The sequence below is a fragment of the uncultured Microbacterium sp. genome (assembly GCF_913776565.1).
Lineage (GTDB): Bacteria > Actinomycetota > Actinomycetes > Actinomycetales > Microbacteriaceae > Microbacterium.
The window spans coordinates 1-11,864 of record NZ_CAJYPF010000092.1; the positions used below are offsets into that span (position 1 = coordinate 1).

General features: G+C 71.3%; 8 protein-coding genes. All 8 read left to right on the forward strand.

Going from position 1 to position 11,864, the window contains the following annotated elements; translation table 11 throughout:
* Positions 1-143 precede the first annotated feature (143 nt).
* The 8 genes from QZ433_RS05045 (at position 144) to QZ433_RS05080 (ending at position 11,626) form a co-directional block, all read left to right on the forward strand.
* Complete coding sequence (locus QZ433_RS05045; protein WP_295780392.1) at positions 144-677, forward strand: hypothetical protein; 534 nt, start codon at positions 144-146, stop codon at positions 675-677.
* A 36-nt stretch (positions 678-713) separates the two neighbouring features.
* The gene (locus tag QZ433_RS05050; RefSeq protein WP_295780394.1) at positions 714-2,384 is read left to right on the forward strand and encodes a PASTA domain-containing protein; all 1,671 of its coding nucleotides are present in this window, start codon (positions 714-716) and stop codon (positions 2,382-2,384) included.
* Positions 2,385-2,563: 179 nt separating this feature from the next.
* Entirely contained in the window at positions 2,564-3,613 is a 1,050-nt protein-coding gene (gene pstC / locus QZ433_RS05055; protein ID WP_295780396.1) for a phosphate ABC transporter permease subunit PstC, read from the forward strand.
* A 7-nt stretch (positions 3,614-3,620) separates the two neighbouring features.
* Positions 3,621-4,976 (forward strand): phosphate ABC transporter permease PstA, encoded by a 1,356-nt coding sequence (gene pstA, locus QZ433_RS05060; RefSeq protein WP_295780398.1) that lies wholly within the window; start codon positions 3,621-3,623, stop codon positions 4,974-4,976.
* Entirely contained in the window at positions 4,973-6,592 is a 1,620-nt protein-coding gene (pstS, locus tag QZ433_RS05065) for a phosphate ABC transporter substrate-binding protein PstS (protein ID WP_295780401.1), read from the forward strand. The genes pstA and pstS overlap by 4 nt, the downstream gene beginning before the upstream one ends.
* 192 nt (positions 6,593-6,784) lie before the next feature.
* Positions 6,785-9,343 (forward strand): hypothetical protein, encoded by a 2,559-nt coding sequence (locus QZ433_RS05070; protein ID WP_295780403.1) that lies wholly within the window; start codon positions 6,785-6,787, stop codon positions 9,341-9,343.
* Between the two features lie 73 nt (positions 9,344-9,416).
* Positions 9,417-10,538 carry a substrate-binding domain-containing protein gene (locus QZ433_RS05075; RefSeq protein WP_295780404.1) on the forward strand — a complete coding sequence of 374 codons (1,122 nt, stop codon included), beginning with the start codon at positions 9,417-9,419 and terminating at the stop codon, positions 10,536-10,538.
* Between the two features lie 29 nt (positions 10,539-10,567).
* Complete coding sequence (locus tag QZ433_RS05080) at positions 10,568-11,626, forward strand: hypothetical protein (protein WP_295780406.1); 1,059 nt, start codon at positions 10,568-10,570, stop codon at positions 11,624-11,626.
* Positions 11,627-11,864: the final 238 nt, after the last annotated feature.

The following is an 11,864-nucleotide window of genomic DNA, read 5'->3' on the forward strand; positions in this document are numbered from 1 at the left end:
GGAAAGCGTTGAGGGGTGGTGAACCGCTCGTTCACCCGTTGCTCCCGTCGCGTCCACGCGGAACCGCCACTTTCATCTCTGCGGAACAGCGCCGGGTGACCCGAAGACCCGGTGCGCAGGTCCGTCAGACAGGGGCCCATTCCGTGAGCGAGATGCTCTCCGTACGACCGGCCGCGCCCGCGCGCGTGGTCTTCGACACTTTCCGCTCGGCGACCGACCCGATGCTGACGTCGTGGCTGTCGTTTCGCGCACGCATCCTCCCCACGGCGGCATCCCCCCAGATCCGCTCCGCCGAGGGTACGCCCGGGGCGGGCGTCTACGGTGTCTGGCGCCTGCTCGCGACCAACAACCGGGAGCTGGCGCGGGGGACGGCGCTGCACGCGTCTCCGGATCACGCCTGGGCCGACGCCGAGCACCTGCGCGAGCGGGCGGCGGACCTCTCGCCCACCACCGTGCGCGGCGATCTGTCGACGCGACACGGGTGGGCTCTGCGTCTCGACGGCGAGCCCGTGCTGATGTGCTCGCGATGGTACGAGTCGCCGGGTGAGGCCGCCGCCGCCGCGCGGGCTACCCGCACGCACCTCGGCGGGGCGGCCATCACCCGGGTGGTCAACATCGGTACGCGGTCCGGCCGGCGCTACCGGCAGACGCGCCAACCGATGGACCTCCTTGGCTGAGACGTCGGCCGTCGGATCGCCCCCCGGGACGATCCGGTGACGGTCGACGGCTCCGCTCTGGTCGGTCGACGCTTCCGGGTGCGCGGGCTGCTCGGTTCAGGCGGAACCGCCTCGGTCTACGAGGCGTTCGACGTCGAGGCGGGGGGACTCGTCGCGCTGAAGATGCTCCACCCGGACGTGGCGCCCGCCCCCGGCGCGCGAGCCGCGTTCCTGCGCGAGGCGGAGCGGGCGCGGCGCGTCGAGCATCCCGGTATCCCCCGCGTGATCGCGATCGGCGACGACCCGGGCGAGGCGATCTGGACGGCCTGGTCCTTCGCGCCCGGGTCGACCCTCGCCGAGATCGTCCGGACCGAGGGGCCGCTGACCGTGTCCCGCGCGGCGCGCGTGATCGAGTTGGTCCTCGATGCCCTGGATGCCGTTCACCGAGCGGGTCTGGTGCACCGCGACGTGTCCGGGTCGAACGTGCTGGTGCTCCGTGACGCCGCGGGCGGGATCTCGGAGGTGAGCCTGATCGACTTCGGTCTCGCCGACGTCGCCGGGCGCACCACCCGAGCGGGCGATGTGCTCCTGGGTGAGGAGGGGGAACGGGGGAGGGGGGAGCCGAGGATCGTCGGCAACCCGTCCTACGCCTCACCCGAGCAGTTGCGCGGCGAACCCGTCGGCGTCGCGGGCGACCTGTATCAGGTGGGTGGTCTCCTGCACACGGCGCTCGTCGGAGAGCCGCCGTTCGTGCGAGCCCGCACCGACGACACCGTTCGCGCGCACCTCGCGGCGGTGCCCCCCACCGTCTCGGTCCGTGTCCCGGGTGTGCCCGCCGCCCTCGACCGGGTGGTCGTGCGCGCTCTGCTGAAGCACCCCGACGACCGGTTCGCGACCGCCACCGAGATGCGTACGGCTCTGCTCGCGGCGACGGCCGGTCCACAGCGCTCCGCGGTGGCGCCCGGACGGTTCGCGTCGTCCCCGCCGCCCGCCGCGACCCGGGTGCTCGCCGCCGGGGTCGTGGATCAGCCGGTCCGCGCGGCGAGGACCGCGGGGGCATCGCCGGTGCTCTGGGCTCTGCTGTCGGGGGCCGCCGTGCTGATCGCGGCTCTCGTCTTCGCGCTCGTGCCCCGCGGCGGTCCCGTCGCGGCGCAGGATGCCGAGGTCGTCCCCACGGCGATCGCCACGGCAGCCGTGCCGGTGACGTCGACACCACCGATCGCCACGGCCACTCCCGTCGCCGAGGCGTCGCCGATCCGTGTCGCCGTCCCCGACGTGGCGGGAACGAGTCTGGACGAGGCACGCGCGATCCTGGCCGCCGCGGGCCTGAGTGCGGCCGCCTCTCCGCTCGCCTCCGACGATCCCCGCCCGGCGGGCACGGTCCTCGCCCTCACCCCCGCCCCGGGCGAGCGGGTGCCGCCCGGAACGGCCGTGGCGCTGACGATCGCGAGCGGCTTCACGGTCGTCCCCGACGTCCGCGGCCGCGGCGCCGACGACGCGCAGTACACCGTGGCATCCGCGGGTCTCGAGATCGCCCTGAGACGGGTGCCGACCGCGGCGCTGCCGGCGGGGACGGTGATGGATGCCGAGCCCGCGGCCGGCACGCGCGTGCAGCGCGGCGCGCGGGTCACGCTCGTCCTCGCCGGCGATCCGGCCACGCCCGCACCCACCACGAGTCCCTCGCCGTCGCGCCCGACCCCCACACCCACCGGGGAGCCGACGCCGTGAGCGTCTCGGCCTCGATCAGACCACGGCCAAGCGTCCTTCCTCGACTCGTGGCCCGTCGTTCACCTTCGGCCCTCACGCTGTCGAGGATCCGGACGGAACCCGCCGCCGGTCCGTGTTCTCAGGAAGCCCGATGAGACCATCCTCCCGCGCCGTCACGCGCGCCCACCGAGGGGAGCAGCATGACCAGCGCCGGTCCTGACGAGCTCACCGAGTTGCTGCGCGCCGCCGAACCCTCACCGACCGTGCCGGGCTCGGACGTCGCCCCCCGTGCGCTGCGGACGCGCCCCTCGGGCGGCGACGCGATCTTCCGCGTCACCTGCTACGCGGCCGGCGGGATCACCGTCGCGATCATGCTCGCCGTCGGCGTGTTCCTGGGGCTGCGCAGCAGCGAGGCCCTGGCCGTCGCGGGGCCGTCGTTCTTCTGGACGCAGGAATGGAACCCCGAGGCCGGTTCGTTCGGGATCGTCGCCGTGCTGTTCGGCACCGTGTCGATCGCGCTCGTCGCGATGGCCTTCTCGGTGCCGCTCGCGCTGGGGACGGCCCTGCTCATCTCGGAGGTCGCCGCCCCCCGCCTGAGGTCGGCGCTCATCACCCTCGTCGACCTGATGGCCGCCGTCCCCAGCGTCGTCTACGGCCTGTGGGGGGTGTTCTTCCTGCAGGCGGCGGTGATTCCCGTCGCGCAGTGGATCTCGTACTACTTCGCCTGGATCCCGATCTTCGCCGTCACCGATCCGGACGGCGCACGCACGACGGCCGCGGGCGAGTTCACGTCGTCGGCCTTCATCGCCGGGATCGTCGTGGCCTTGATGGTGGCGCCGACCCAGACCTCGGTGATGCGCGAGGCCTTCTCGCAGGCTCCCATCGGCGAGCGCGAGGGGGCGCTCGCCCTGGGGTCGACCCGCTGGGGGATGATCCGCACGGTCGTGCTGCCCTTCGGTCGCGGGGGGATCATCGGCGGCACCATGCTGGGCCTGGGTCGTGCCCTCGGCGAGACGATCGCGGTGTACATGATCATCTCGCCCATCTTCACCATCAATTGGGAGGTGCTGAGCAAGGGATCGAACTCGATCTCGGCGCTCATCGCCCTGCGGTACGGCGAGTCCAGCCAGTTCGGTCTCTCGGCCCTCATGGCAGCGGGTCTCACCCTGTTCGTGATCACCCTGATCATCAACTTCACCGCCTCCTCCATCGTGGCCCGATCGCGCTCCGGTGCGCAGAGCGAGGGATGACATGACCATGGATGCCACCCTCGTCCCCGCCCGCGAGCTCGCCCGCGACGACGTGACCCGCGTGCTCACCACCGCGTCGGTGCGGACGCCCAGCCGGGGCCGGACCGTCCTACCCGATCCGGGGACGGAACCCATCGGACCCCGGCGCCGCGTCCGCGGGGTTCCGGCCGAGGAACGGTTCAACCTGATCGGCGCCCTGGTCGCCGCGCTCGCCGTCGCGACACTGCTCTTCGGCTGGCTGACGCCGATGACCGGCGCGATCGGCTGGGCGGTCGTCGCCTACCTGGCCTTCATCGCGATCTATGCGCTGCTGATCATCCTGCGCGCCGACCGTCTCGAGGTCGCCGACCGGGTCATGACGGCGCTGCTGTACAGCGCGGGCGCCCTGCTCTTGGCCGCTCTGGTGTTCGTGGTCGTCTTCACCCTCATCCGCGGGTTCGACGCCGTCACCCACCTGAACTTCTTCGTCGAGACGATGAAGTTCGCCGGCCCGCTCGACCCCCTCACCACCGGCGGCATCGCCCACGCCATCGTCGGCACGCTCATCCAGATCTCCATCGCGCTCGCGATCGCGGTCCCCCTCGGCATCGCCACCGCGGTGTTCATGAACGAGATCGGGGGGCGTTTCGCCCGCTTCGTCCGGACGATCTCGGATGCCATGACCGCGCTGCCGTCGATCGTCGCGGGCCTGTTCATCTACGCCGCCGTCATCACGCTGGTGACCCAGGAGAGGTCGGGCTTCGCGGCATCCCTCGCCATCACCGTGATGATGCTGCCGATCATCATCCGCGCCTCGGACGTCGTCCTGCGCCTCGTGCCGGGGAACCTGCGCGAGGCCTCGTATGCGTTGGGCGCCTCGCGCTGGCGGACGGTGTGGACGGTCGTGCTGCCGACCTCGCGGTCGGGACTGGCCACCGCCGTGATCCTCGGGACGGCCCGCGGCGTGGGCGAGACCTCGCCCGTGCTGCTGACCTCGGGGGTGACCGCGGTGATGAACACCAACCCCTTTCAGGGGGCGATGATCTCGCTGCCGCTGCAGGTGTTCGACATGGTCAAATCACCCGAACCCACGATGATCGCCCGCGGCTTCGGCGCCGCCGCGACCCTCATCGCCCTCGTCCTCGTGCTGTTCGTCGTCGCCCGCGCCATCGGCGGCAAGGGCCCCGGTCAGCTGAGCCCGCGTCGTCGCCGCGCGCGGGCCGCCGCCTCACTCGACGACCTCGCCCGCATCGAGCGCCGCGCCGCGACGGCCGGGGTCGCCGCGACCGCCGCCGCCCCGGCATCCCCGTCCGAGACGACCGTCGACGATCCCCCGCGCACCGCGCCTTCGTCCCACCCGAGCCCCGCCCAGGAGAACCCGTGATCCCCCGCCGTATCCGCCTCGTCGCGACCGCTCTCGCGGCGCTCCTGGTCGCCGGTGTCGTCGGTGCCGGAGGGGCGGCGCCCGCCGCCGTCGCCGCCGACGCACCCTACGCCAACATCTCGGGCTCCGGCTCGACCTGGTCGCAGAACGCCCTCGACCAGTGGCGACGCAACGTGCAGTCCAACTACGCCATGACCGTGGACTATCGCGGCCTCGGCTCCACCGCGGGACGCAACGACTTCATCAACCGCACCGTCGACTTCGCCATCAGCGAGATCCCCTTCCAGCTGCAGCCGACCGAGAAGGGCGCGCAGCCCGAGAAGCCCCCGGCCGGCGGGTACGCCTACATGCCCATCGTCGCCGGTGGCACCTCCTTCATGTACAACCTCAAGATCGGCGGCAAGCGCGTCACCAACCTGCGCCTGGCCGGCGCCACGGTCGCCAAGATCTTCGCGGGTCGGATCACCAACTGGAACGACCCGGCGATCCAGGCCGACAACCCCGGCCTGGCCATGCCCGACAAGCAGATCCAGCGCGTCGCCCGTTCGGACGGCTCGGGGTCGACGGCCCAGTTCACGATGTGGATGAGCAAGCAGCATCCCGACATCTGGACCACCGGGATGACCTCGCAGTTCCCCGACAACCTCGGCGCCACGCTGCAGAGCGGTTCGCTCGGCGTCGCCGCCTACGTCGGCCAGAACTACGGTGAGGGTGCGATCACGTACGTCGAGTACTCGTACGCGCTGAAGTCCGGTTTCCCGGTCGCCAAGGTGCTCAACGCCGCCGGCTACTACATCGAGCCCACGGCGTCCTCGGTCGCCGTCGCCATGCTCAAGGCGCAGATCAACACCAACACGTCGTCGGCCGACTACCTCACCCAGATCCTCGACGGTGTGTACAACAACGCCGACCCCCGCACCTACCCGTTGTCGAGCTACTCGTACATGATCGTCCCCACGCAGGAGGGCGGGACGTTCAATGCGGACAAGGGCCGCACGCTCGGCGCGTTCGCCAAGTACGTGCTGTGCGAGGGGCAGCAGCAGGCGGAGCAGCTCGGGTACTCCCCGCTGCCGATGAACCTGGTCCAGGCGGGAGCGGAGCAGATCACGCGCATCCCGGGGGCGAAGGGCGAGACCGTCGACATCAACTCGTGCAACAACCCCACCTTCCAGCCCGGAGATTCGCTCGATAACAACCGTCTGGCGCAGACGGCTCCGCAGCCGGCCGATTGCGACAAGCAGGGCCCCAACCAGTGCGTCAGCGGAACGGCCGGTGCCGCCGGGACCGACACCGACGTGACCGGATCGGGCGACGGCGGCTCCGCGGCCGGGGCTGCGGCGTCCACCGCGACGGGGGCCGCCGCCGGCGCTGCCGCGGCGACCGCCGCCGATCCGGCTGCGGCGTCGACCGAGGCGGTGTACGACGCGAACGGCAATCTGCTCTCGGGGGCGGCCGCCGGGGGTGGCCGGGCTGCGGCATCCGCACCGTTCTCCATCCCTGATCCGGTTCCGGGAGCCCCGGCGGTGCTCATGGCTGTGGCCGCCGTTCTGCTGGCCGGCGCGATCGTCGTCCCGCCGCTGCTGATGCGTCGCCCCCGGCGGTCCTCCGGACGCTGAGCCCGTCCGACCACGCCTGTTCTGGCAGGCGTGTCCGGCGTGCCCGAAATCGCCTCGAACAGGGCTTTTTGAACAAATTCCCTCCGCAACACCCGCGCGAGACGTCGTTGACGGCTCGTTCATCCCCCCGTCATGACCCGCCCATACTTTCGACCCGTCGACACGCCCCGTCGACGCAGAACAGGGGACACCGTGCGTTCTCGAGCACCTCATCACCGCCCCCGCCGCGGCCTTTTCTCGGTCCTGGCCGGCGCGGCCGTCGCCGGCATCGTCTTCACCGCGATGTCGGGCGGAGCGCTCCCCGCGCCCGCGGCATCCGCCGACGACGCCGCAGACCTGGGCGCCACCACCGTGACGGCGGCGGCGTACGACCCGGATGCCGCGAACGCGCCGTTCCCCGGGCTGGAGGTCTCGGTCTCGCAGACGAGGGGCCTGGGTGCCCAGGGCATCACGGTCTCGTGGAAGAACGCCGCACGCTCCACCCCGCCCAGCCAGCAGACGGGTGGCGAGAACTTCCTGCAGATCATGCAGTGCTGGGGTGACGACCGGTCCGACCCCACCCGCCCCGACCGCACGACCTGCCAGTACGGCGCGAGCGGCACCTTCGGCGGGGGGCGCGTGAGCTCGCGCGAGTGGGGATACGAGATCCCCGCGCAGGACAAGGAATACACGGTCATGGGGACGGGGGTCACCGAGCCGAGCGAGACGGCGATCCCCTTCACGTCCTCCACCGTGCGCAACGGCGAGAACGAGCGGGTCGAGCGCATCGTGAACGGGAAGTTCGTCGACGGCCCCCGCGTCCCGGTCAACCAGAACCCGTTCTTCTCGCAGTACACCTCGAACGAGGTGTCGTGGGCGGGCTCGGGGTCGGACGGCACGGGCAGCGCGAAGTTCGAGGTGCAGACGGCGGTGCAGTCCCGTGGCCTCGGCTGCGGCCGTCCCGTCGAATCGGCGGACGGCACCACGCGCGGACAGTCGTGCTGGCTCGTCATCATCCCGCGCGGCACGGCCGACAACGGGTCGTCGTCCATCAATCAATCCGGTCTGTTCTGGGACAGCTGGAAGCACCACCTCGCGGTGAAGCTCGACTTCCGCCCCCTCGGCAGCTCCTGCGGCATCGGCGCCGCCGAGCGTCAGGTCGTGGGCAGTGAACTGCTGTCGTCGGCGATCTCGTCCTGGCAGCCGGCGCTGTGCGCCAACGGCGGCGACATCTACAACATGATCACGAGCAACGAGGCCGACGCGACGGCCGCCGCCAACCTCGCGACCACGTCGGCACCGCTCGCCTTGACGTCCCGCCCTTACACGGGAGAGGGCGCGGACGATCTGATCTACGCCCCGGTGGGTCTGTCCGCGGTCACGGTCGCCTTCGCCATCGACCGCTTCCCCAGTGCGGCCACGGCCACCGACGAAGAGAAGGGGCGCGCCGGCCTGCCGTTCACGTCGATGAACCTCACGCCCCGCCTGATCGCGAAGCTCCTGACGTCGTCCTACGTCGACGCGCTGCCGACCGAGACCGATCGCCGTCACCTCGGCAGCAACCCGCGCAACCTGCTGTTCGACGAGGACTTCCTGGCGATCAACGACCCCGAGTGGCGCCATCAGTCCATCGCGGGCGTGGGCGTGTCCGACATGCTCGTCACCCAGGGTCGCTCCGACGTGGCCCTGGCGATGTGGAACTACGTGCTCGCCGACCCCGACGCGCGGGCCTTTCTCAACGGCGAGCCCGACCCCTGGGGCGCCCGGGTCAACAAGTACAGCTCCACCAATCCCGAGCTCAACCCGAACGGGGCGCTGCAGCTGCCCACCGATACCTTCCCCAAGTCCGACCCCACCAAGCGCGAGGCGGTCAAGGGCGGGGCGGGCGAGCTCAACGTCATCGGCTGGCGTCCCTACACGAACGACCTCGACACCTCGGGGTACCTCACGCTCCGCGGCGACGCGCAGATCTCCGGCTCCTGGGACCAGCTCGGCAATCCGCCGCGCTACACCAAGGAGCCCCGCAGCCTGCAGGGATCGCAGGCGGTCATCGGACTGACCGACAGCGCGGCATCCGAGAAGTATCAGATCGTCTCGGCGCGCCTGAAGAACCCGGCGGGGGAGTTCACCGCCGTCTCGACGGATTCGATGCTCGCCGCCGCCTCGGCGATGGTGTCGCCGACGGCGCAGACCCAGACCGTGAGCTTCGACTTCGGCTCCGACGCGGCGCGCAGCGCGACCGCGGCCTACCCGCTGACCCTGCCGGTCTACGCGGCGGCGAACCCTTACATGACGGATGCCAAGGCCCGCTCGAGCTACGCCACGTTCATCCGGTACGCGTCAGGCTACGGTCAGCAGCCGGGCACGAGCGTCGGTCAGCTCCCCGTGGGGTACGCCCCGATCCCCGATGCGTGGCACCAGCAGGCGGTGGTGGCCGCGAATGTGATCCAGGGCGGCCTCGTCCGCTCCAGTGCTCCGGCCGCGACGAAGGCCCCCACCGCGTCGGGGCCCCTCGCCTCGGGCACCATCCCCGCCGCGGCCGGTAACGCGTCGGCGACCGGCTCCGCCGCCGTCGCGGGTGCGGGGGCCGCGGCGAGCGCCACCGACCCGGTCGCGTCGGGCGCCGTCGCGGGCGCCCTGGCCGGGGCGCAGACCCCCGCCGATCCCGGCGTGGGCGGTCTGCCCGCCGTCCTGCCGGCCAGCCTGGTGGCCGGGGCGCTCGCCGCCGGCGTCGTGTTCCTCATCCCCAGACTTCCGCGTCGCCTCGGCTGACCCGGGCTTGTCCTTGTCCTTCCGTGCATCACCCGAAATCACACCTCATCCACCTCTTCCAGATTGGTAACCCGTGAAGATCAAGAAGATCGCCGCCCTCGGTGCGGCCGTCGGCCTCCTGCTGTCGGGCGTGAGCATCGCCTCGACCGCGTCGGCCGAGCCGGTGTCGAACAGCTACGCGGCTGTCGGCTCCGACACCCTCCAGGACGCCATGAACGCGCTGACGAACGGTTCGAGCGCGTCGGGCTCGTACGTCCGCGTCCTCGCCGACGGCAAGTCGATCGGCAACTTCGACGCCTTCGGGTCGGCCGCGATCCAGGCCAAGTCCAACGGCCCCTTCTTCGCCCGTCCCAACGGCTCGGGCGCCGGTCGCGACGCCCTGCGCCGTTCGATCGACGGGGGCAACTGGTCGGTCAGCGGGAACGTCACCCCGGCCCGCACCATCGTCGGCCAGGTCGACATCGCCCGCAGCTCCGGCGGTCCGGGCTCGTCGGCGAACGCCGACGGCCGCCTGCTGTACGTGCCCTTCGCTCGTGACGCGGTCGCGTACGCCTACAAGGGCGGCACCGCCGCCTGGGCCACGCTCAGCGCTGCGCAGCTCAAGGGCATCTACGAGGGCACCATCACCACGATCGACGGCGTGACGGTCAAGCCGCGCCTGCCGCAGACGTCGTCGGGCACCCGCACGTTCTTCCTGAACGCGATCGGTGTGACGACGCCCTCGGGTGTCGCCGACGCGACCAACACCACCGTCCCCGAGAACGACGCCACCGTGCTCGGCGACGGCGAGATCATCCCCTTCTCGGCCGCGAGCTGGATCGCCCAGGCCAACAGCGTCGCCGGTGTCAACACCGTCGCCGCCGCCTCCACCGTGCAGCTGGGTTCGCCCGTCGCCGGTGCCGCGCCCTTCACGGGCACGGCCCCCTCGCTCGTCCCCAACGCGAGCTACTACTCCAACACGACCTTCGGCCGTGACACCTACCTGATCGTCGAGCGCGCGCGCGTGCAGTCGACGTTCACCTACTCCGGCTCGGCCGCGTACGACCCGGTTCTCGCGAACCTCGTCAACTCGACGTCGCTGACCAGCCTGACCAACTTCGGCAACTCGCCCCTGGCGCCCGGATCGGTCAAGCGCAAGTTCGGCTTCCTCGCCCCCTCCTCGACCACCCCCATCGCGGCGTACGCCCAGGGCTGATCGAGAAAAACGAAAGGGTAGACACTCTCATGTTCCGCACTTCCGCCCTGAAGGCCGCCGCTGCCGCGGCCCTCGCCCTCGTGCTCGTCGGCACGGGTGTCACGGCCGCCCAGGCGGCGAACACCCCCGCCGGCTCGACCGAGCCGTTCTACATCTTCGACGCCACGACCGAGAGCCTGGTCAAAGACGGCGAGGCCATCGCGTTCGACCAGCTCGTCGCGGGGTACCCCGTCGGCGAGGGCTTCTCGAACTACGACAAGATGTTCACCGGCCCCGACAAGGCCACCGGCGTCTTCGTCTTCGTCTCGCCCCGCGGCGGCGAGCGCGACACGTCGAAGTGGCTCGGTAGCCAGATGAACGCGTTCAACGACCCCGCGAAGAAGACGGTCCTCACGCCGGCTCTGCTGCTGAACAACCTGGCCGGCGCGAACTACGCCTCGGTCAAGGCCAACGGCGGCGACTTCTCGGCCGGCCTGGCGTTCACGTCCAACAACGGCGTCATCGTCGAGGACGCGTCCTTCGCCTACATCACGGTCAAGCCCGGCGGGTCGTGGAGCTACACCGCGACGGTTCCCGCTGGCGGCGGCACCACGCCCCCGGCCGGTGGCACCTCGGGCGACATCTCGCTGCAGGCCACCACGGTCGCCCCGCAGGACGGTGCGCTGTCGCTCTCGGTGCCCGCGGGTGCCAAGGCCACGTTCGGTCAGGCCCAGCTGGTCAACAACAAGTCGACCTCGACCGCGAGCCTTCCCGAGGTCACGGTGACCGACGACCGTGTGGTCAGCAAGAAGGGGTGGACGCTGACCCAGACGGTCGCCGCGTTCACCAGCGATGCCGCCTCGTTCAGCTCCGCCAACCTCGGTGTGGGCCCCAAGGTCAATCCGACCGGCACCACCTCCACCGGCGTGGTCCCGGCGGCGGCTCAGACCGCCGGCTCGGCCGTCTACCCCTCCGTGTTCGCCAGCGCGGCGGCGGGTTCGGGGGTCGGCGTGACCAAGCTCGGTGCGGACCTGACCCTCGTGGCGCCGTCCGACGCTCCGGCCGGCACCTACACCTCGAAGATGACGCTCACGCTCGTCTCGAAGTGATCGCACGCGAGGGGCGGCGCCGTCGGCGCCGCCCCTCGTCCGTGCCCGACAGCCCGTTGGGCGTTCAGCCCTCGTTCATGCCGCGGATCGATCGCGGCAAGCATCCTCTGCGGAGATATATCGTGCTTTCCTTCCCTGCCCCCCGCCACCCGAAGGCGTGGGGGATCCGCTCGATCGCGCTCGCCCTCGTGGGCGTCGCCGCGGTCTCCGCCGCCCTCTCCGCGGCCCGTCCCGCCCA

What these genes read in the sequence shown, in the direction of transcription:
- pstA (WP_295780398.1), top strand. Translation starts at nt 3,621, where the DNA reads ATGGATGCCACCCTCGTCCCCGCCCGCGAGCTCGCCCGCGACGACGTG.
- pstC (WP_295780396.1), top strand. Translation starts at nt 2,564, where the DNA reads ATGACCAGCGCCGGTCCTGACGAGCTCACCGAGTTGCTGCGCGCCGCC.
- QZ433_RS05080 (WP_295780406.1), top strand. Translation starts at nt 10,568, where the DNA reads ATGTTCCGCACTTCCGCCCTGAAGGCCGCCGCTGCCGCGGCCCTCGCC.